Source organism: Flavobacterium potami, assembly GCF_020026915.1.
Taxonomy (GTDB): Bacteria; Bacteroidota; Bacteroidia; order Flavobacteriales; family Flavobacteriaceae; genus Flavobacterium; species Flavobacterium potami.
The window spans coordinates 373,721-396,330 of sequence record NZ_JAINUY010000002.1 but is presented as its reverse complement, the minus strand read 5'-3'; the positions used below and the strand labels follow the sequence as shown (position 1 = coordinate 396,330).

Genomic DNA, 22,610 nt, shown 5'->3' with positions numbered 1-22,610 from the left:
ATTTTATTTCTCTTTAATACTTTTAAGCTACTAAACATCTTTCCTCAAAAGGAAATCCGTCTTCATCGATAGCTACTAAAATCTTTTTCTGTTTTGAAGCCTCAAAAGTAAGATACAGCCAAGCAAATGACCATAAACCTAGAGTTAAACAAAAAATCATGAAATTTAAACTGTGGTTAACCACTTTTCCTCCTTTAGATAAAACTGCAAAAAGCAATTTATCATTTCTTTCTTCCAGCGTAAATCCTTTATGAACTTTGTTTGAGATCATATTAGAAAATACCTGCATGCTTTGTTCATGGCTCAGATGATTGTCTTTCATAATTATTACTCTACAATTAATTCTAATTACACTTTTATTTGTAATTTCCTGCAAATTTACTAAATCTTAAAACATAAAAAAATACCTACATTTAATGATTTTGTTAGAAAAAAAACCGCAATTACAACAAAGCGTTGCTAAATTTTCATGTTAAAGTTAATTTTAATTCAATTAATTACAAAATATTCAAGTGTTAAAATTTTAAATTTAATCACTCGTTTTCAATTAATTAACCTTATCTAATCTAAACTGTAAAGACTATAATTTATTGTTATCTTTTATCTCAGATTGTACAGTTGTTGCATTTCCATCTCTTAAAGCACTGTAATGTGGAGACATAATTTCTATTCCGGCAGCGTTAAATGAGTCTTGAATATTTTGATGAAGTGAAGAATAAATTCTTGGCTGTTTGGTCGGATGCTTGGTATAAACATTAATTTGATATGAAACATAAAAGTCATCCAAACTTGTTTGAAGAACAAACGGCTGTGGTTCTTTTTCAGTCATTTCGGTTTTTAATGCCGCCTCTATCAAGGCTTTATGAATGTCTGCCCAAGGCACATCATAACCAATTGAAACCGTAGTATGAACCAATAATCCATTGGTCGAATGCTGTGTGTTTGCAGAGTAATTTGTTGAAGTACTAGACAATACAGTTGCATTCGGAATAGTTATATCTTCAAATTTTGGAGTTCTGATTCTGGTTACTAAAGCCGTTTTTTCTATAACCTCTCCACTTACATCTCCAATTTTTATGTAATCTCCAATTTTAAACGGACGCATATACGTGATTACCAAACCTGCGACCATATTAGCAATAGCATTTGATGAACCAAGGGAAAACAAAACGCCAACAAATACAGAAACCCCTTTAAAAATAGACGAATCGGAACCAGGGAGATAAGGAAATATAATTACCAACATAAAGGCATACATCAGCAATCTGACTATATTGAAAGTTGGCAAAGCCCAGTCACTATAAAATCCGTCAATTTTAATGTTTTCTGATTTTATTTCGTAAAAGAAAAATTTGATCACTTTTAATGAATACTTAAAAATGACAACAATGACAATTATAGTAATTAAACTCGGCAGAAAATCAACAAGCCCCATAACGACAGATTTAGCTGGCGTTAAAATCCATTGAATTAATGTCGTTGTATATTCTTTTGTAGCTGGAAAAATGCTAAACAAGACTGGAAGAGAAAGGTAAACGATAAAAACTAATGTTACCATCTTAATGAATCCAAAAAAACGAAGAAATACAAATTGCTGTTTTGCAGGAGATAATATTTTAATCGTGTTATAACTAAATCCTTTAAAATATTTTGTCTTGTTTTTAATGATATATTTTTTCAGCAAATTAAAAAGCTTGCCAGCCAGAACCAAAACTAATGTTATTATCAGAATTAATAGTGCCGTGTATCCAATGCGCTTAGGTAATTGCGAATAGTTTTCGTTTTGGTCAGTTATGGCCTTTTTGATTAATGCCAAATTACGTTTAGCAATATAAGAAATTGATTGATTCTCGGCTTTGGCATCTGCTTCTAAAACAGACATAATAACAAAATCGTTTTTATAAACAATATCTAAAGAAACATCTGAAGGAATCAAACTAATCGAATCTTTCTCAAAAAAGGATTCCTCATAAAGTTTTTTTATTTTGTTAGAAATATAATTTGCACGCTCTTTGGCAGAAAAAGAACCTACATTATTATATACCAGAAAAAGTGTGTCTTTAAAAGGAGTTACGGGATAGCCTTGATGTTTTGTTGGCGGGAGCGATTTATCAGGAAGTTCTACTATTGTAGTTCTCGCAAGTACCGAAAAACAAATAAAAAAAGAAAGAAAGCCAATAACCTGAGTAATTTTATTTTCATATGCGATTAGAAATAAATTAGTTATCCTTTCTAACAAATATAAAAACAAAAAACGTACAATTTTAAATTACAGTTCGCTTTACTAAAAAATAGCTTAAATCTTAATTCCGATTTTTTTAAGAATAGTATCAATCACGTTATTGATATCTGGTGAGATTTTAAATTTATAGTTTAAGTAGACGTACAAAATAGTTACTAAAATCGATTTTAGAGCAATCGAAATTAATTGGAAAAATGGAAATTCCCAAAAATAAAATACTAAGAACAGAGCAAAAGTCAAAAGTATAGAATGTATCGTTTGCTTGGTAAATGGATACAAATGAAGCTTTTTTACAACAAAAAGTAATTTTGCAAGACTATACAAAGTAATCGATAAAAGTGTCGCAAATGCAGATCCGAAAATTCCAAAGATTGGAATAAAAATCATATTTAAAACAACAGTTAAAACCACCAGCATTAGACCTAAATACAATACCATTCTGTAATATTTTGTATTGAAAATAATAGCATTGTTGTTTCCTAAAATTAAATCAAAATATTTGGATAGCCCAATCATAAATACTACGGGAATTCCGCCACTGTATTCTTTTGGAACTAATTCATACAACTGATCTATATTTACAAAAATACAAAGCATTACAAATCCGCCCACAATTTGTAAATTAATAGACGTTTTTTTATAAAGCTGATTTAATTCGTCATGCTTGTTTTCATGCATCAATTTAGCCGTAATTGGATATACAATTTGATGCATGGCACGGCTTGGAACCGAAATTACTAAGGCGATATAAGTTGCGACAGAATAAAAGGCAATATTATCAATAATCATATATTGATTCAATATCATTTTATCTCCGTCTAAAAGTAAATTGGCAACACTTCCCGACAAAATAATATAAAATGAATATACTAATACATCTTTTGTATTCTGTGGTTTCGTAAGCTGGAAATGTGGTTTCTGAACACTGAATGCGTAAAACATTGTAACTAAAAATGCCAGTAAATATAAGGCTGCAGTTGCATACACAAATCCTTCAACACTTAGGACATTATAATAAACGGCTATCAAGAGAAATAGAGAAAACAATCGCAATCCTATTTCTTTTATAAAATTGCCAAAAACAGAATGCATGTGAACACGTGCCCAGGCATAAAAAATTTCGAAATAAGCCATTGTAAGCCCTATAAAAGGTATCAACCAAACATAACTCTTGACAATAGCATTCTTTTTTGATAAAAAGAACAAAATTTCATCATAAAAACAAAGCCCTAGTAATAACAGCGGAATTATCAACAGAATGGGAAACAAAACCGTAAAGGAAAGAAACTGAGATTTTTCTTCTTCGGTTTTATATTGAGAATAAAATTTCACCAATGTATTTTGCATTCCAATAGCAAACAAAGGCATTATAACATTTGCGCTAGAAGTAATATAGTTGGTTAATCCATAAAAAGTTGACCCAAGAAAAATCGGATATAAATAAAGCGTATTAATGGCTCCGATACCAAAACCAATATATGTAATTACAGTGTTTTTAAAAGACTGATTTAAGACAATACCCATTTCTTGAGTTTAGATTGTAATTTAGAATTTTGACGAATTATTTTTTAACCAGATCCGCTAATTGTTTGGTTAGATTTTTTCTGGAATATTGCTGTAAACCAATTCCATGCGATTGCAATTTTCCTTCCAAAAACTGATTAAAAAAGTCCAAAATTACACTTTTTAGCTTCGCTTTTTCAGAATAATCAAAAAATACTCCAGTATTCGTTTGTGTAACAATGTCTGCAAAGTCAGAACCTTGTGGACCAATTGCAACAATAGGTCGGTTTGAAACCATATATTCGAATAATTTCCCCGGAATAATACTTTTGGTATCTTCAGAATTAATCTCAATTAAAAGCAAAACTTGAGATTTTCTTTGATGTGCTACTGCTTCTTTATGTGAAACATATCCAACTAAATTCAGATAATCATTTAATTGATGTTCTTTTATGGCGTCTAAAACTTCCTGACTAACGGCTCCAATTAGTTTAATTTCTAAATGATTTTTAAACTCAGGAACTTCTTGTAGTAATTCAACCAAAACTTCCCAGAAAAAAGGCGGATTTCGATCTGATAAAAAAGAACCAATATGTGCTAAAGTAAATTTACTATCTAAAGCCTGTTTTTCGACAGTTTCAACATCATAACCATTTGTAATTACCGTAATTGGTTTATTTGTAATAGCTTGAAATTCTGTTTTTGTTGTTTTACTTGTCACAATAATTTCGTCGGCAGCATTCAATACTTTATGCTCTAAATTTTTGTGTTTTTTGGCAGCATACGACGATAATCGAAGTGCTTTGTGATACCCGATTGTAGTCCAAGGATCACGGAAATCTGCAAACCATTTTACGTTTAGTTTTTTCTGTAATTCTAAACCAATTAAATGTAGACTGTGCGGTGGACCAGACGTTACAATTGTATCAATATTATTTTCTTGAATGTATTTTTCTAAATAAGAAACAGATGGTTTTACCCAAAAAACACGGGCATCTGGAATAAAAAGATTACCACGAACCCATAGAAAAGTTTTATCTAGAAAAGTCTGTTTTTTCTTTTGCGGAAAAATTCCAGAACTGATTTTTTTGGTTTTATTTTTCGAAAAAACAGAAGCCAATTGATACGGCTCCCATATTTGATTTTTTAGAACAATTACTTTATCTGAAATTTCACTTACCAAACCTTCATCCACAATTGGATAAGTTGGATTTTCTGGAACATAAACAATTGGCTGTACATCGAATTCTGGCAGGTATTTTACAAATTTCAACCAACGCTGTACACCTGGTCCTCCCGCAGGCGGAAAATAATAAGTAATTATTAAAAGTTTCTTTTGTTCCATTAAGATCTATTCTGTTTCACAGAGATTCGCAAAATATCCACGAAGTTTTCACAAAGTTTAAAAATTATTTTTGAGTATCTCCGATATTACTTTGTGAATCTTTGCGGAAAAATCCAAAGTAAACTCCACCAGCCAAAAGCACCAACATTCCAATTGAACTAATTAAAGTGATTGTTCCTCCTGTCTTTATAACTTGCGGTTCAAATTTAAATTCAATTGTATGTTTACCAGCAGGAACTTCCATTGCTCTCAAAACATAATCAACTGGAAAATGATCTGTCAATTGACCATCAACATAAGCATTCCAACCATTTTTATAGTAAATTTCAGAAAACACCGCCAAACCGTCTTTTGCATTATCTGATTTGTATTTAATATAATTTGGTTTGTACTCCACTACTTTAATAGTTCCAGTAGTATCAAAAGCTTTCTTTAATCTTGCATTTTGGAATTTGCTTTCATGCTCATGAACATTGAAAACAGCTACTTTTTTAGTATCCAAAGTATTCAAAGCTTTCATTACATCATCTGGTTTGTTCACCAATTTTACAGTACTTACAAACCAAGCATTACCATTGGCATCAGGATTAATTGTTGGAATTTCCTTCCCTTCTTTGTCAGTCTGAATAACATACTTAACGTTTAACATATTAAGTATTTCAAGATTGTTTTTAGCAATTTGATAATCAAAAAGCTGTTGCATTCTACGAGGTTTTGCAGCATGATAACCACCTATTGAATTATGGAAATAAGAAGCTCTAGCGCTAGACATATTGCCATTTACCTCAAAAACCCTGTAATGTGTTGTATCTTGCAAAATCTGAGCATCTGCAGCTGTTTCCTGAAATGGAGCCGCAATCTGAACAGGACTTACAAAATCTTTTGCAGAAACATATTTTTTATCCACAAAAAACAAATCAAAAATCATGATAATTCCAACGATGATTAAAGTTGTAGTTTGTGAAAATTTATTTTTAAGGAATAACCAAAGAATTACAAAAGTGATTACAATAAGAAAACCTGTACGTAGCAAATCTGCATAATACATAGTCATTCTGTCTTCTTTAAGTGCATCAACGAAATCTGGTCCGTAAGATTCCATGAAATACTGATCGCTTGTTCCAGAAAAATGGAAAAATCCTTTTGCAATGGCTAAAATTAAAATCACTCCTATTCCAAAAACTCCTGTCTGCACAAGTGCTTTTTGCTGTTTCTTAGGCTCGTCTTTTGCTTTAAAAAACGACTGAATTCCCATTACAGCTAATACAGGGAAACATAATTCTAAAATTACCTGAATAGAAGAAACCGCTCTAAACTTATCATACATTGGAACGTAGTCAATGAAAAAGTCTGTCAGCAGAGAAAAGTTTTTACCCCAAGAAAGAATTAACGAAAATAATGCTCCTCCAAGAAATACATATTTAATTTTTCTGTCATCAATAAAAAGAGCCAAAACCGCCAAGAAAAAAACCACCGCACCAATATATGCCGGAGCAGCAACAATAGGCTGGTCTCCCCAATAAGTTGGCATACCTGCTGCATATTCTTGCGCTTGAGATGGTGACGCTCCTTTTTCTATAAAGAAAGAATACATTCTACTATCTGGACCTAAATTTTCATGATTTGATCCTCCAAAAAGTCTTGGTGCGATTAGATTGAAACTCTCTGCAATTCCGTAACTGTATTCTGTAATATATTCGCGGCTTAAAGCGTTTTCATTTGTCTTTTTAGTTCCATCAGGATTAAAAGTCAATTCGCTGTTGCTTCGTGTACTAAATTTAGCATATTCGCTTGTTGCTAATAAATTACCAGCATTAGCTCCGATTGCAAAAATCGCAGCTACAATTAAAGTTACACCCGAAATTAAAAGTGGTTTATATTCTTTATTTTTAATAAAATCGAAAGCAAAATAACCTGAAAGTATCAATAAGAAAATCAATAAATAATAGGTCATTTGAAAGTGGTTGGCATTAATTTCTAATGCCACGGCAAACATGGTGAGTAATCCTCCCCATATATACTTTTTCTGAAAAACGAGTATAAATCCGGCTATTACCAAAGGCATATAAGCAATAGCATGTGCTTTTGCATTATGACCAACTCCTAAAATAATGATTAAATAAGTTGAAAAACCAAATGCAATAGCGCCGATAAAAGCTTTTAAAGGATCGGTTTTTAAAACCAACAACAAACCATAAAAACCAAGGAAATATAAAAATAGATAATCTGCAGGGCGCGGTAAAAAGCGAAGTACATCATCGATTTTTCCAACAAAATCATAAGGATAATTTGCCCCAAGCTGATAAGTAGGCATACCACCAAAAGCCGAATTTGTCCAATAAGGTTCTGCATTCTGAACCGCTCTAAAGTCATTTTGCTCTTTTGCCATTCCGGTATATTGAGCGATATCTGACTGGAAAATTTGTTTTCCTTGTAGAACTGGGTAAAAATAAATTAATGAAACAAGAATAAAGCCCAGAACAACAAGGGCGTGCGGATAGAACTTATTTACTATTTTCAATTTTGGCTGGTTTGGGTTAAAATGAATCCTAATTTTTCAGGACACAAATCTAATCTATTTCTTCGTAATCAACATACTCTCCCACTTTTTTGGTTTCGCGCGGGTTTTTAGCATTCGCAGTATTAATAATTATCTCGTCGTTATTATTTGTATTGCGATTGTTCTGATACGTATTGCCTTGATTATATTGCTGTTGTTGTCTTTGAAAATTCTCACTAGCATTCTCTACAGCTTTTTTAACCAATACTGGCAAAAAGATTCTAGCCAAAAATTTAAAAATGTAATAAAAAGCGATAACCCACATGATGGTCTTAAACAAACCTGAAAATGATGCTTCTTGCATAACTATATAATTTTTTCCAAAATTAATAAATCCATTGCTTAAAAATAAAATATGAATCTTAAATAAATAATAAAATATGTACATTTGAAATGCGTTATCACTTTTTTAATCTTAAAAAAAAATTATGTTCAAAATTAAAAACTTACTTGCCCCAGTACTTTTTTTTATTCCACAACTGTTTTTTGCGCAATATACAGATGTCATTAATTCTAATCGCCCAGGCGAAACCATGTCGGCTTACGGTGTTGGAAAATCAGTAATTCAAGCCGAACTTGGTGTTTATGGCATCAAAGAAAAACATGATTTACTAAATTATGACGCCAGTGGTTTTGGCACTGATTTCTCGCTTAGATACGGTGCTTTTTTAGAACAATTAGAATTTGTTCTAGATGTACAATATCAAATGGAAAATTTCGACACTCCTTATACTAGTTATAAAAAGAATAATTTCAGACAAACGGTTCTTGGCGCAAAATATCTGATCTATGATCCTTATAAAAATAAACGAGAAGTAAATATTTATAGTTATAAAGCGAATCATAGTTTCGATTGGCGCGAATTAATTCCAGCCGTTTCTGTCTTTGCAGGAGCCAATTTTGTTGGTGCCGATAATCCATATTATTTCTCTCCTGATGGTGCTATTTCTCCAAAAATTTCCCTTATTACACAAAATCAATTTGGTGGCGGAAAATGGGTTTTCGTAACCAATATCATAGCAGATTACATCGGCACAGATTATCCAAGTTACGGATATATATTAACTTTGACCCACGGATTTAACGAAAGATGGTCTGGTTTTGTAGAAAATCAAGGCTATAAAAGCGATTTTTACAGTGATGCCATAGTTCGTGGTGGTGCAGCTTACCTTCTATCAGCAAATATGCAGGTTGATGCATCTATCAGTACAAACTTCAAAAATACACCGTCTATTTTATATGGAGGAGTTGGTGTTTCTTGGCGTTACGATGGGTGGTACAAAAACAAACAAGCTTCTAATAAAGCCGAGGAAAAAGCTAAAAAGAATACCGATAATGAAAAAAGCATAGATTATCAGGAAAAAGAACGTCGTCGTAAAGCAAAATACGAATAAAATTTAATATCAAACACTCTAAAAGAGACACTCAATACCAAATTAATGATCACAATTAAAGAAGCCAAAAGCAAGAAAGAATTAACGGAATATATTAAATTTCCTTTTTCATTGTATAAAGACAATCCGTATTGGGTACCACCAATTATTTCAGATGAATTGGAATCTTTTGACAAAACAAAAAACCCTGCTTTTGACAATGCTGAAGCTTATTTTTATATGGCTTACAGAGACAACAAAATTGTTGGTCGTATAACAGCTATTATTAACTGGTCTGAAGTGAACAATCAACACAAGAGAAAAGTTCGTTTTGGTTGGTTTGATGTTATTGATGATATAGAAGTCACTAAAGCATTACTCGAAAAAGTATACGAGTTAGGAAGAAAACACAATTTAGAACATACCGAAGGTCCGATGGGATTTTCAAATCTAGATAAAGTCGGAGTTCTTACAGAAGGTTACGATCAGGTTGGAACTATGATTACGTGGTACAATCATCCGTATTATGTAACCCATTTAGAACAATTAGGATTTCAGGTTGAAAAACAATATATCGAAAGTGTATTTCCATTCTCGAATGTAAAACCTGAATTCTTCCAGAAAGCGCAGGAATTAATTAAAAAACGCTACGGATTAAAGGCTCTTAATTTTACCAAAACAAAAGACATTATGCCTCACGTAGACAAAATGTTTGATTTGTTTAATGAATCTTACGAAAAACTAGCTTCGTTTGTTGCTATTTCTGATGTTCAGAAAGAGTATTTCAAAAAGAAATATATCAGTTTTATCAATCCTGAATACATAAAGTTTGTTGTAGATAAAGATGATAATTTAGTCGCTTTTAGTATAGTAATGCCAAGTTTTGTAGAAGCTTTACAGAAAATAAAAGGAAAATTATTTCCATTTGGTTTTCTTCAATTATTAAAAGCTAAAAAACACAGTAAGGATGTTGTTTTTTATCTGATTGGAGTTCGCCCTGAATATCAAAACAAAGGAGTTACGGCTATTATTTTTGATGAATATTACAAAACCTTTTCTGCAAAAGGAATCCAAACTTGCATTAGAACTCCTGAATTATTAGAAAACAACGCAATTCACTTGCTTTGGAAGAATTTTGATCCCACTATTCACTGTCAAAGAAAGACTTATTTGAAGAATCTTTAATTTTAGTTTTCAGTCGCAGTGACAGTTTTTAGGTATTATGGACTTAAACAAATCTTCATTAATATTTTGTGATGAATGTAAAAGTGAATTTTATAAAAATTCATCCGTTATGAAAAACTTATGTCCAGAATGTGCTCACTATATTTATGGATATGAAAATTGTATTCATGAATTTACTGATGGTCGCTGCACAAAATGCTATTGGAACGGAAATTCAACTGAATATATAAATACTCTCAAGAATTAATTTTAATATAAAAAAAATCCATTCGTTCCCCAAAACGAATGGATTTTTCATGAAATAAAAACTCTATTTACTCTACTTTGCAATCTACTTTTACTAAAGTATTTTTTTGATCAAATTTCAATTTTGATTTATCTTTAAAACTCACTTTATCATTGGCTTCCACAATATCTCCGTAGCCTTCAATGAAAGTACCGTCTTTTTGTAAAAAAACAACTTCTCTAACTGAAGAAACTCCTTCAGATGAAAAAGTATAATCAGCTACTAAAGTATCCCCTTTCATGTTTCCAATTAAAGTTCCTTCATTTTTATCTTTTCCTACTAAATTGTAGCTCAGTTTTCCGTTTACCTCCTGATGTGAATTTACATTAAAACTCATCTCAACAATGCTTCCATTTGATTTCCATGTGTAACATTGATCTCCCGCAGGTTCAACAATTTCAGCCTCTTTTGGTGGACTTGGTGTAATTTGTACTGGTTCTGTCGTGGTCGTTTCTTTTTTACAAGAAGCCAATATCGACAACGCAAGTACCGCTGTTAGTGTTAGTACTTTTTTCATAATTCTTTATTTTTATTTTGTGATTATGATATAAAGTTACCCTAAATAAAAAAAATCCATTCGTAGAACAAATGGATTTTTTTACATAATTTCCACTTAAGGAAATCTATTTTTTTTTGAGAATTTACGAAACGTCAACAGTTGTGCGCTCAGCAATTTCTTTATAAGTTCCGTTAGTTAATTTCTCACGAATTGCCTCGAAAGCTGTTAAAGTCTCTTCGATATCTGCTAATGTATGAGAAGCTGTAGGAATCATTCTCAATAAGATAATCCCTTTTGGAATAACTGGATAAACAACAATAGAAAGGAAAATTCCGTAGTTTTCTCTTAAATCATTTACCATTACCATTGCTTCAGGAATACTTCCTTCTAAGTAAACTGGTGTAATACAAGTATTTGTATCTCCAATATTAAATCCTTTTTCTTTAAGACCGTTTTGCAATGCATTTACGTTTTCCCAAAGTTTATCTTTAATTGCTGAAGATTTACGCAATAACTCTAAACGTTTCAAAGAACCAATTGTTTGAATCATTGGCAATGCTTTTGCGAACATTTGAGAACGTAAGTTGTATTTTAAATAATCAATAACTGTTTTATCAGCTGCTACGAAAGCACCAATGTTAGCCATAGATTTTGCAAAAGTAGAAAAGTAAACATCAATCTGATCTTGAACTCCTTGCTCCTCACCTGCTCCAGCACCAGTTTTACCTAAAGTACCAAAACCATGAGCATCATCTACTAATAATCTGAAATTGTATTTTTGCTTTAAAGCAGCGATTTCTTTTAATTTTCCTTGCTGTCCACGCATTCCGAAAACACCTTCAGTAATAAATAAAATACCTCCACCTGTTTCTTCTGCCATTTTAGTAGCACGCTGCAAGTTTTTCTCCATACTTTCCAAATCATTGTGTTTGTATGTGAAACGTTTACCCATGTGTAAACGAACACCATCAATGATACAAGCATGTGAATCTACATCATAAACAATAATATCATTTTTAGTAACCAAAGCATCAATGATAGAAACCATTCCTTGGTAACCAAAATTCAATAAATAAGCAGATTCTTTCATTACGAATTCAGCCAATTCATTTTCTAACTGTTCGTGGTACGTAGTGTGTCCAGACATCATACGAGCTCCCATTGGATAAGCTGCACCAAACTGAATTGCTGCATCTGTATCTGCCTGACGAACTTCAGGATGATTTGCTAAACCTAAATAATCATTTAAACTCCAGTTTAAAATATTTTTTCCGTGAAATTGCATTCTAGGACCCAACTCTCCTTCTAACTTTGGGAAAACATAATAACCTTCTGCTTGAGAAGCCCATTTTCCTAAAGGTCCTTTATTGTCCTGAATTCTTTCGAATAAATCTTTTACCATAGTATATTGTAGTAATATTTTTTACTTTATCAGCGAGCAAAAATAATCAATATTAATTTAAAATGAAGAGCCTCAATTATTTTTATTTAAAAATAATCAATAGTTTTAATTTTGTGAGATTTACCTTAAAACATAGTCTAATACAATAATAAGGTCACATCAAAATTATCTCTCAAACATGATTTTTATCATAATAAAAGACAAATTAGTCTTTTATTTTTGATCTATATTTAAACGAAAACAAAAACCAAGTAATATGAAAAGAAATAACAAAATTTGGACTCAAATGAACATCTTACTTTGTTCATTTTTTATGATTCTTCTTTTAGGCAGTTGCAAAAAAGAGGACACTAAAAATTATGCTGATATTATGACGGAAGGCGAAATGAACGCTGAGCTTACTTCACCTCCTCATGTTCCAAAACCAGTTGGAAACAGAACAGCTATGAAACTGAAGCTAAACATGGAAATTAAAGAACAGGAAGGTACCATGACCGATGGTGTAAAATATACCTATTGGACTTTTGGAGGTTCTGTTCCAGGAAGTTTTATTAGAACTCGTGTTGGTGATGAAGTCGAATTTCACTTAAAAAACCATCCAGATAACAAATTACCACACAACATTGATTTACATGCCGTAACTGGGCCTGGTGGTGGAGCAACCTCATCTCTTGTGGCGCCAGGACATGAAAAAGTATTCAGTTTTAAAGTGATTAATCCTGGATTGTATGTCTATCACTGTGCAACAGCTCCTGTGGGAATGCATATTGCAAATGGTATGTATGGATTGATTTTGGTTGAACCAGAAGGCGGACTTCCTCCTGTGGATAAAGAATACTATGTAATGCAAGGTGATTTCTATACTCAGGGTGAATATGGTGCAAAAGGCCTTCAGCCATTTGACATGAATAAAGCCGTAAAAGAAACTCCTGATTATGTTGTATTTAACGGAAAAGTAGGTTCATTAACTAATGGAGGAGAATTGACAGCAAAAGTGGGCGAAACAGTTCGTTTATACGTTGGAAACGGTGGACCAAACTTGGTTTCTTCTTTTCACGTAATTGGAGAAATCTTTGACAGTGTACATGTTGAAGGCGGAAGCGTAGTAAATAAAAATGTTCAGACCACGCTGATTCCTGCAGGTGGTGCTGCCATTGTAGATTTTAAAGTTGAAACTCCAGGAACCTTCATCTTAGTTGATCATTCCATTTTTAGAGCGTTTAATAAAGGTGCCTTAGGAATGTTGAAAGTGGAAGGAAAAGAAAACAAAAACGTTTATTCTGGAACTATTCAAGAAGGTATTTATTTACCAGAAGGCGGAACAATTCAGAAAATGCCGGGAACTACAGCTGCGAAAACGGAGATTCCGAAACGAACTGTTGCAGAAAAAGTTAAAATTGGTAAAGAAATTTTCGGCACCACTTGTTTCGCTTGTCACCAATCTGAAGGACAAGGAATTCCGAATACTTTCCCTCCTTTAGCAAAATCAGATTATTTAAATGCCGATTCTAAACGAGCTATTAATACAATTCTGCATGGTTTGACGGGAGAAGTGACTGTTAACGGTAAGAAATACAACAACATAATGCCTGCTCAGAATTTATCTGATGATGAAATTGCAAATGTATTAACGTACATCTACAGCAGTTGGGGAAATAATAAAACAGAAATTACACCAGAAATGGTAAAAGCGTTAAGATAACAGCAAAACCAACAGCATGAAAAAATTTATTTTCATACTTATAATTGTCTTTTTCTCTGTGTTTACCAGTGTCATAACGGCACAGGAAACAAAAATGGCTTACATCAAAGAGGGATCATTTATCCCTCTTTATGGAGCTGTTTCTAAAAAACCTGTCGAAGTAAAATCTTTTTACATAGACATTTATCCCGTTACAAATCGCGAGTTTTTAGAATTTGTCAAAAAAAATCCTTCTTTTCAAAAATCAAAAATTAAAGGGATTTTTGCTGATAAAAGCTATTTATCATATTGGACAAGTGATTTTAATTTTGGAAATGCAAAACCCAATTCACCAGTAACAGGTGTTTCTTGGTTTGCTGCCAAAAAATATTGCGAATGCAAAGGAAAAAGATTAGCGACAATGGATGAATGGGAATATGTTGCAATGGCCGATACCAGAAAAATTGATGCCAGAACCAAAAAAGAATTTAACGAATATATTTTGTCTTGGTACGAGAAATCGAAAACGTATGAAAATGAAATTGGAAAAACTTTCAAAAACTATTGGGGAGTTTACGACATGCACGGTTTGGTTTGGGAATGGACTTCCGATTTCAATAGTATTTTTTTATCGGGAGAGTCAAGAAAAGACAAAAGCTCTGATAAAAATCTTTTCTGCGGAAGCGGATCTGTAAATGCATCCGACTTAATGGATTATGCAGCTTTTATGCGTTATGCTTTTCGCGGAAGCTTGAAAGCGCAATATTCAACACGAAATCTTGGTTTTAGATGTGCCAGCACGACAAAACCGAAAATCTAATTTAAATTAGTTTAAAATGAAAAAAATAGCAATTGCTTTTCTTCTTCTCTTCACAATTTATAATTGTAAAGAAGCAGATAAAAAAGAGGTTAAAGCAGAAACAAAAAAGGAAATCAGTGATTTATCGATTTACAATCTTCCTTCTAAATGGACAACGCAAGACGGAAAAGATATTGAATTGAAATCGCTTAGAGGAAATGTTTTAGTAATGGTTATGATTTATACAAGCTGTAAATCGGCTTGTCCAAGATTGGTTGCCGATATGCGCGATATTGAATCGAAATTGGAGAAACAAACCAAACAGCATGTAAAATTAATTTTGGTAAGTATAGATCCAAAAACCGATACGCCAGAAAGATTAAAATCGTTTGCCATTGAAAACAAAATGAATCAAGAACCATGGATTTTTCTTCGTTCAACAGAAGAAAACACGCGTGAGTTTGCAGCAGTTTTAGCGGTAAATTATAAAAAAATATCGCCAATAGATTTTTCGCATTCGAATATTATAAGCGTTTTTAATCCAGAAGGTGAATTGATTTTTCAACAGGAAGGTTTAGGTGTAAATAATGATAAAACAATTGAAGCAATAAATATGGAAGCAGGGAAAATATGAAAACATAATTTCTAAACACATAGAAACATAGATTTTTAAGAGAATCGAAAAAGAGAATTAAAAAAAATCTAGATTTTTAACACATAGAACTATGTGAATTGATGCTAGTGAAACGCCTTTTTTTAAGGTTCTAAACTATGTTTCTATGTGTTTAAATTTAAAAATTTCATTTGATAAATAGGTTAATTAGTAAGAAACAAGAGCAGGTTTATGATAAAATCGGCTCTTGTTTTTTATTTATAACTAAGTTAAAAAGAAACATATTGTAAAGCTTCGGAGAAGCGAAATATCTATAGAAAACATTATACATCAAGTTTTAAAGCTCCAGCGGAGCGAAATATTTATCAGGTTAGAAAAAAATACTTTTAGAAAACATTTCACCCCGCTGGGGCTCTTTACTCTTTATCAAAACGCTTTCTATAAATATGCCGCTCCTCTGGAACTTTTTTCCTTCGTCGAATGTCCTCTATAAATATTTCGCTCCGCTGGAGCTCCTTTTCCCTGCTATCTTATTTTTCTATAAATATGTCGTCCCTCTGGAACTTTTTATTCTACACGTTCTTTTATTATTGAGCTGAAAACTAAAATCAATCCCAAAACCAAAAGAATACTAAAAATCAAAATGCTTTGAAAATATCCTGGAATGCTTCCTTCTCCAAAAAAGAAAAACGAGCCTTGAAGAAACAATAAAACTTCTGTCAAAATATATCCTGAAATAAAGCACTTCACTCCTATTTTCAATATCGAAGAATTGGCAGAAAGCATTTTATTCTGAAGTAGAATTCCAAAGAGAAATCCAGTGATGATTCCTAAAGTCGTTAAGTGAATAAATCCGATGACAAAATTTCTAATTTGATGTGAAATTTCAGCTAAATTGGGAAAGATGGTCAGCAATTGAATTCCGACTTTCAAAAACAAAGAACACAAAGCCAAACAATAAACTATTTTAGTCGTTTTATCTAAAGTGCTTTTGAAATGTTTTATTTGCAGTTTTAGCATTTTATAGAAATAAATAAAAGCTCCCAATTGAAGCAAAACTCCCAAAACATTGATATAGCTCAAAACATCATTTTCGACGAACCAGCGCACTGGAAAACAAACTGTCAGCAACGTAGAAATAATCATTAGAAAATAAAACCTCTTAAACTTCACCTCATCAATTTGTCCTTGAAATTGCTTCAAAAACAAAGCTAAAATCGCCAATATAAACCAGCCATTAAATTGAAAATGAAGGAAAAACTGAATTGCAATTTGATAAAAAGCACTTTGTTTTCCTAATGTGCTTACGGCTGGTCCGAGACACCAAACTCCGAAAGTCGATAAAATCATAAACAAAATCGAAACCAACAAAAGTCTTTGCCATGGAGATTTATCTCTCGAACAATCTTTCCAAACCAAACGGCAAAAAACATAACTAAGCAAAATATGCATTGTTGAGAAAACAATCGAAAACAAAGCATAACCTTGAATTGGAAAAGCAATCATCATTCCGATAACCGAAAACTCTGTCAGCCAAAATAAACGGTTGTAAATGGGTCTCTGGCTTTTTTCTTTCGGAATAAAAAAATGAACCACCAAAACATAAACAATCATATAAACCCAGCCCAACATGGCAACGTGAGAATGTGCATGAAGCAGAAAACTATAGTTTAGAAAATCTAAAGGAAAGAGATACATAAAACGCATCAATAATCCGAAAACACAGGCAATCAGAAAATTAAAAAAACAGCAAAGTATCCAGCTTTTTTGCAAATTCATAAATGAATAAATTTTATTTAAACACATAGAAACATAGATTGTAATCGCGTAAAAGGCGTTTCACTTGCATTAATTCACATAGCTCTATGTGGTAAAATCTAGATTTTTTTCAAACATCTTTTATTGGTAAAAAAATCTATGTCTCTATGTGTTTAATTTTAAGTTCAACCCGTTAAAAATAAGATTTCTTGAAATAAAAAACACCGATAATTATCATGTTTAGATATTTTATCGGTGCTTCTTTCACTATTAAAATTAACCTTTATTCTACTTCAACAAAGTCTTTTTCTAAAATCACAGCCTTTGGAAATAAAATATTGTTTTCCAAATGAATGTGTTTGTGTAAATCGGCTTCAAACTCTTTTAGCATCGCAAAAGTTACTCTGTAAGTCGTACAAGCATCTGCTGGCGGATTGTAATTATCAGTTAAAGCAGCGATTTCTCTAAAACGCTCGCCTTCATTGTCATGCTCGTGCATCATCATCGCAATCGGATTTGAAACAGTTCCGAAAGAGGGTTGAGCTAAAATCCCGTCAGATTCTTTGGTTTTTACCATCCTTTTTACAAAAGGAAATAAAACCAATTCTTCTTTTTTCATGTGTTGTGACAATTCACCTGCACAACCAATAAACAATTCATTTATTTTAAATAATTCAGGATGATTTGCTCCATGAACTTTACACAATTTATCTAAAAACGGAAGCAAAACATTTGTTTTTTCTTCTACATAGCGGTGGTGTGTTTTCTCGATATAATCTGCCAATAAGTCTAAAGGCCATGAATTAAAATCGATACTTCCATTGTTTTCTGATTGTACAACTTGCAGCACATTTTCTAATAAAGCATCTGCATCAATATTTTGTTTTTCGCAAACTTCAGTTACTGTTCGGTTTCCTTTGCAGCAAAAGTCAATTCTATATTTTGAGAATACAGCAGCTGTTCTAAAATCTTCAGCTACAAACGATCCAATTGTTTTGTTTTTTAAATTTTCCATGATAGTCTATTTTATTTTGTGTGTTATATTTTTATTTTTTGTTTTTTAAGGTCAGTTCAAATACAAACCAAGCCATGGTTATAAATCCGATTCCGAAAATGGAATCTCCAATCGCACGAAGCCATTTTAAGGTAATCATTGTTGGCTGTTGCATTAATTCTGATGAACGAGCGTACCACATTCCGTGATTGATACTTTCTACAGCTTGCCAAACTCCTATTGGCAATAAGCTCAAAATTGCCATTAGAAATAAACCAATATTTAAAGACCAGAAAGTGATTTTAAGTAGTTTATTATTCCAGCTTACATTTCGATATAAACTTCTTAGTACAAATAATACCAAACCAATTCCTAACATTCCGTAAACTCCAAATAAAGCTGTATGTCCATGTAAAGGCGTTGTATTTAAACCTTGTACATAATAAAGCGCGATTGGAGGATTAATGATGAATCCGAAGATTCCGGCTCCAAGGAAATTCCAAAATGCCACAGAAATCATAAAGTAAATTGGCCATTTGTAATCGGCAATCCATTGTGTCGATTTTGAGATTTTATAGTTTTGATACGCTTCAAATCCAATTAAAGTTAAAGGAACAACTTCTAAGGCACTAAATGTAGCTCCCAAAGCCATAATAGCCGTTGGTGTTCCTGAGAAATATAAGTGATGGAATGTTCCTAAAATACCTCCAGACATGAAAATAATCGTCGCAAAAAGCACATTTAAAGTCGCTGTTTTCGTTTTTAATAATCCCAAACGAACAAATAAGAACGCAATTACAACCGTTGCAAAAACTTCGAAGAAACCTTCAACCCAAAGGTGAACTACCCACCATCTCCAATATTCGGCAATAGCTAAATTGGTTTGTCTTCCCCACATTAATCCTGCTCCGTAGAACATTGCAATCGCGCTGCAAGAAACTAAGAACAAAATGATTAAGTTTTTCTCTTCTGTTTTTTTCTTTAAAACTGGAAGTAACGGACGAACCATTAAAGCCAACCATAAAAACAGTCCAACCAAAAGGAAGATCTGCCAGAAACGCCCCAAATCAACATATTCGTAACCTTGATGACCAAACCAGAAGTTTTGAACTAAATTCAGTTTTTGCATCACTCCAAACCATTGTCCAGCCATTGAACCTAAAACGATAATCAAAAGGGCGATAAACAAGAAGTTAATACCAAAACATTGAAATTTCGGATCTTTACCAGAAACCGCTGGAGCAATATATAAACCTGTTGCCAGCCAGGCTGTTGCAATCCAGAAAATTGCCAATTGCGTGTGCCAAGTACGTGTTACAGCATAAGGCAGAAATTTATCAATTGGAATTCCGTACAAACCATTTCCTTCCACTCCATAATGTGCTGTTATGATTCCGAAAACCATCTGTAAAACCATCAGCAAACTGACAATCCAGAAATATTTGGTTACCAATCCCATCGATTTTGTTTTGCCCTGCTTGATAAGTGGATCTTCTTTTGGTAATGGAAATTCTTCCTCTTCACCTGATTTTGCGTGATAGAAAACTAAAATTCCGACACTTAAAATCAATAAAATAATACTTACTCCAGACCAAGCTAAAAGTTCTGTTGTAGCAGTATTTCCAACCAATTCATCTGATGGCCAGTTGTGTGTATACGAAATATCTCCATCAGGACGATTGGTTACTGTAGCCCACGTTGCCCAGAAGAAAAAGGCATTCATTTTATGCATTCTATCAACATCGGTAATAGAATTTTTCGGAATGGCATATTCTTCCCTCAGTTTATCAAATTGAGGATCATTTGTAAAAAGACCTTTATAATATTCGCTTAAGTGTTCAATCGCTGCCAAACGGTTTTCAGAAATGGTAAGCACTCCTGTTTCTGGATTGTAGCGATTGGTTCTTACATCCTTTTGCAGACGAATTTTTAATGCCGATTGTTTCTCCGCATTCAATTCGTCATACTTTTTATTAAAATCTTTTTGGGCATAAATATCCAGTATAAAAACTGCTTCTCTGTGCAACCAATCAGCGGTCCAGTCTGGGGCCACATAGGCGCCGTGCCCCCAGATAGATCCTACTTCCTGGCCTCCTATACTTTGCCAGATATTTTGTCCGTCTTTAATTTCGCTTTCGCTAAAAACAGCTTTACCAGAATCGGTTACAATTTCTTTTGGAACGGGTGGTGCCTGCTGATAGATTTCGTAACCATAATAACCTAGCACGGCAAATGAGATAGTCATTACCAATGCAAAAACTATCCATAATTTTTTTTCTCTTTTCATTTCTTTTGGGGAAAATTTAGTAATAAAAGATAATTTTATCCTTTATTAGGTTTTAAAAAAACTCCAAACCTATTTACAGTATTTGGAGTCTTGGTTATTTACTCAACAATTAATACACCTTTCATCATGGCAACGTGTCCAGGGAAAGAGCAAACAAACGGATAAGATCCTTTTTTATCAATTGTAAACTCGATTGTATCTTCTTCTCCACCACCTAATAATTTAGTGTGAGCGATAATTGAAGCTTTTTCAGATGCTGGAATATAATCGGTTGCTTTTGCATCATTCGCTTTTAAAGCAAATTCTGTTTGGTCTGTTCCTTCTTGTAAAATCACTAAATTGTGCCCCATTGCTTCTTTTGGAATCTTACCAACGTGTTTCAAAGTCAATTTAATTGGTTTTCCAGCAACAGCTTTCAATTCATTTACATTAAACTGCATTTGGTCGTTTCCTTCAATAACTAAAACATTTTCTTCAGCAGCAGGCATTACTGGCGCAGCTTCTCCTTCTGTAGATGGTTCAGTAGTTTCGGTTTGATCAGCAGGAGCTGTTTCTTTTTTACCACAAGAAGTAACTGCTAAAAATCCCATTAGGATTAATACTGAAATTTTGGTTTTTGTATTCATTTTTAAGATAATTTATTATATGTTATTCGTTTATATTTAATGTTTTTAAAAAGAAATCGCCCGATTTTACATCTGATGCCAATTGCTCTAAAGTAGTTTTAGTCAGCATTTCTAAAAGAAGACCGCGTATTTTTTTAAATTCATGATGCACGGGACAAGGATGCGTTTCTGAACATTCTTTCAATCCGATCCCACAACCACTATAAATTTTGTTTCCATCAATGGCATCCACAATTTGAATTAATTTGATTGATTTTACAGCTTCATTCGAAACTTCAAAACCGCCTCCTACTCCTTTAGCAGAATGAATGATTCCATTCTTAGTCAAAATCTGCATGATCTTGGCTGTAAAAGGTTCTGGCGAATCAATTTCTTTAGCAACATCTTTTATTCCAACCCTGATCCCTTTAGAAGATTTGGTTGCAATAAATATTGAAGCTCTTATTCCGTATTCACACGCTTTTGAAAACATACATCCTTTATTAATTCCCTACAAAGATATATAGGTTTTACATAAAAGACAAATTTATCTTTAATTAATTTTTAATCGAAGAAAAATTATTTATAATGAAAATAATTAATACTGATTTAATCACTTATTCATCATTCAATTCTTATAAAAACCAATTTTAATTTTAACTTTGAGAGTATTTAATTTTAAATATTAAAACAATGCCTTTAAGCAATTCAAAAGATTTAAAACTGGCTGTTCTTATTGATGCAGACAATGTGCCTTACAGCAATGTAAAAGGCATGATGGAAGAAATTGCAAAACTCGGAACGCCAACTACGAAAAGGATTTATGCCGATTGGACCAAACCAAATGCAAATGGCTGGAAAGGTGTTTTATTGGAACATGCCATTACTCCTATTCAACAATATAGTTATACGGTTGGAAAAAATTCTTCAGATTCTGCTTTGATTATCGATGCAATGGATTTGCTTTATTCGGGAAAATTAGACGGATTCTGTATTGTTTCCAGCGACAGCGATTTTACCAGACTTGCTGTACGACTTCGCGAATCGGGCATGAAAGTAATTGGAATTGGAGAAAAGAAAACGCCAAATTCGTTTATCGTTGCCTGCGACCGATTTATTTATATTGAGGTTTTGGATGGTGCAACTCAAAAGAAAAAACCAAAAACTGTTGCCGCCGATACCAAAAAGCCAGTTGAAAAACCAGCTGAAAAAGCGCTTCATAAAGTTGACAAACAAACTATAGAATTAATCGAAGCTACAATTGAAGATATCGAAGATGATGATGGCTGGGCGTTTCTTGGTGATGTCGGCAATTTGATTGTAAAGAAAAAACCGGAGTTTGATCCTCGAAATTATGGTTTTTCGAAACTTACACCTATGCTGAAATCGCTGACTGATTTTCTTGAAATTGATGAAAGAGAATCAGACAAAAAAGGAATCAAACACGTTTATGTACGTTTAAGATTCAACTAATTATC

General features: G+C 32.8%; 19 protein-coding genes. 6 read left to right on the top strand and 13 right to left on the bottom strand.

All coding sequences use genetic code 11. From position 1 onward, the window contains the following. Nucleotides 1–22: 22 nt before the first annotated feature. The 6 genes from K6T82_RS07520 to K6T82_RS07495 form a co-directional block, all read right to left on the bottom strand. On the bottom strand, nucleotides 23–322 hold the full coding sequence (locus tag K6T82_RS07520) for a hypothetical protein (protein WP_223705319.1): 300 nt from the start codon (nucleotides 320–322) through the stop codon (nucleotides 23–25). A 258-nt stretch (nucleotides 323–580) separates the two neighbouring features. Then, entirely contained in the window at nucleotides 581–2,251 is a 1,671-nt protein-coding gene (locus K6T82_RS07515) for a mechanosensitive ion channel family protein (protein ID WP_223705318.1), read from the bottom strand. A gap of 45 nt (nucleotides 2,252–2,296) precedes the next feature. After that, nucleotides 2,297–3,766, bottom strand: coding sequence for an oligosaccharide flippase family protein (locus tag K6T82_RS07510; RefSeq protein WP_223705317.1), 1,470 nt, complete (start codon nucleotides 3,764–3,766; stop codon nucleotides 2,297–2,299). A gap of 37 nt (nucleotides 3,767–3,803) precedes the next feature. After that, complete coding sequence (locus tag K6T82_RS07505; protein WP_223705316.1) at nucleotides 3,804–5,090, bottom strand: glycosyltransferase family 4 protein; 1,287 nt, start codon at nucleotides 5,088–5,090, stop codon at nucleotides 3,804–3,806. A gap of 64 nt (nucleotides 5,091–5,154) precedes the next feature. Beyond that, nucleotides 5,155–7,611, bottom strand: a complete 2,457-nt coding sequence (locus K6T82_RS07500) for a YfhO family protein (protein WP_223705315.1) — start codon at nucleotides 7,609–7,611, stop codon at nucleotides 5,155–5,157. Nucleotides 7,612–7,660: 49 nt separating this feature from the next. Continuing rightward, nucleotides 7,661–7,954, bottom strand: coding sequence for a DUF4834 family protein (locus K6T82_RS07495; RefSeq protein ID WP_111378714.1), 294 nt, complete (start codon nucleotides 7,952–7,954; stop codon nucleotides 7,661–7,663). Between the two features lie 124 nt (nucleotides 7,955–8,078). Here K6T82_RS07495 and K6T82_RS07490 point away from each other — a divergent pair, with 124 nt between their 5' ends. Together K6T82_RS07490 and K6T82_RS07485 are read left to right on the top strand one after the other, a co-directional pair. Continuing rightward, nucleotides 8,079–9,044, top strand: a complete 966-nt coding sequence (locus K6T82_RS07490) for a transporter (protein WP_223705314.1) — start codon at nucleotides 8,079–8,081, stop codon at nucleotides 9,042–9,044. A 45-nt stretch (nucleotides 9,045–9,089) separates the two neighbouring features. After that, complete coding sequence (locus tag K6T82_RS07485; RefSeq protein WP_223705313.1) at nucleotides 9,090–10,208, top strand: GTP cyclohydrolase; 1,119 nt, start codon at nucleotides 9,090–9,092, stop codon at nucleotides 10,206–10,208. A 314-nt stretch (nucleotides 10,209–10,522) separates the two neighbouring features. Here the strand turns inward: K6T82_RS07485 and K6T82_RS07480 are convergent, their stop codons facing one another. Both K6T82_RS07480 and capB read right to left on the bottom strand, forming a co-directional pair. Then, nucleotides 10,523–11,011 (bottom strand): hypothetical protein, encoded by a 489-nt coding sequence (locus K6T82_RS07480; RefSeq protein WP_223705312.1) that lies wholly within the window; start codon nucleotides 11,009–11,011, stop codon nucleotides 10,523–10,525. Nucleotides 11,012–11,135: 124 nt separating this feature from the next. Further along, entirely contained in the window at nucleotides 11,136–12,395 is a 1,260-nt protein-coding gene (gene capB, locus K6T82_RS07475; RefSeq protein WP_223705311.1) for a cysteate-C-fatty acyltransferase, read from the bottom strand. A 256-nt stretch (nucleotides 12,396–12,651) separates the two neighbouring features. Between capB and nirK the strand changes: the two genes are divergently transcribed. Genes nirK through K6T82_RS07460 form a run of 3 tightly spaced genes read left to right on the top strand, consistent with a single transcriptional unit; the run spans nucleotide 12,652 to nucleotide 15,509 of the window. Continuing rightward, complete coding sequence (gene nirK, locus K6T82_RS07470; protein ID WP_223705310.1) at nucleotides 12,652–14,097, top strand: copper-containing nitrite reductase; 1,446 nt, start codon at nucleotides 12,652–12,654, stop codon at nucleotides 14,095–14,097. Between the two features lie 16 nt (nucleotides 14,098–14,113). After that, nucleotides 14,114–14,896, top strand: coding sequence for a formylglycine-generating enzyme family protein (locus K6T82_RS07465; protein ID WP_223705309.1), 783 nt, complete (start codon nucleotides 14,114–14,116; stop codon nucleotides 14,894–14,896). A 16-nt stretch (nucleotides 14,897–14,912) separates the two neighbouring features. Then, complete coding sequence (locus K6T82_RS07460) at nucleotides 14,913–15,509, top strand: SCO family protein (RefSeq protein ID WP_223705308.1); 597 nt, start codon at nucleotides 14,913–14,915, stop codon at nucleotides 15,507–15,509. A 546-nt stretch (nucleotides 15,510–16,055) separates the two neighbouring features. Here K6T82_RS07460 and K6T82_RS07455 read toward each other — a convergent pair. From K6T82_RS07455 to K6T82_RS07435, 5 genes are all read right to left on the bottom strand, one after another. Further along, nucleotides 16,056–17,267 carry a cbb3-type cytochrome c oxidase subunit I gene (locus K6T82_RS07455; RefSeq protein ID WP_223705307.1) on the bottom strand — a complete coding sequence of 404 codons (1,212 nt, stop codon included), beginning with the start codon at nucleotides 17,265–17,267 and terminating at the stop codon, nucleotides 16,056–16,058. 262 nt (nucleotides 17,268–17,529) lie between these two features. Beyond that, on the bottom strand, nucleotides 17,530–18,261 hold the full coding sequence (gene ric / locus K6T82_RS07450) for an iron-sulfur cluster repair di-iron protein (protein WP_223705306.1): 732 nt from the start codon (nucleotides 18,259–18,261) through the stop codon (nucleotides 17,530–17,532). Between the two features lie 31 nt (nucleotides 18,262–18,292). Then, the gene (locus tag K6T82_RS07445) at nucleotides 18,293–20,527 is read right to left on the bottom strand and encodes a nitric-oxide reductase large subunit (RefSeq protein WP_223705305.1); all 2,235 of its coding nucleotides are present in this window, start codon (nucleotides 20,525–20,527) and stop codon (nucleotides 18,293–18,295) included. Between the two features lie 98 nt (nucleotides 20,528–20,625). Then, nucleotides 20,626–21,153, bottom strand: coding sequence for a plastocyanin/azurin family copper-binding protein (locus tag K6T82_RS07440; RefSeq protein ID WP_223705304.1), 528 nt, complete (start codon nucleotides 21,151–21,153; stop codon nucleotides 20,626–20,628). 22 nt (nucleotides 21,154–21,175) lie between these two features. Next, nucleotides 21,176–21,625 carry an RrF2 family transcriptional regulator gene (locus tag K6T82_RS07435; RefSeq protein WP_223705303.1) on the bottom strand — a complete coding sequence of 150 codons (450 nt, stop codon included), beginning with the start codon at nucleotides 21,623–21,625 and terminating at the stop codon, nucleotides 21,176–21,178. Between the two features lie 200 nt (nucleotides 21,626–21,825). Here K6T82_RS07435 and K6T82_RS07430 point away from each other — a divergent pair, with 200 nt between their 5' ends. Then, on the top strand, nucleotides 21,826–22,605 hold the full coding sequence (locus K6T82_RS07430; RefSeq protein ID WP_223705302.1) for an NYN domain-containing protein: 780 nt from the start codon (nucleotides 21,826–21,828) through the stop codon (nucleotides 22,603–22,605). Nucleotides 22,606–22,610 lie beyond the last annotated feature (5 nt).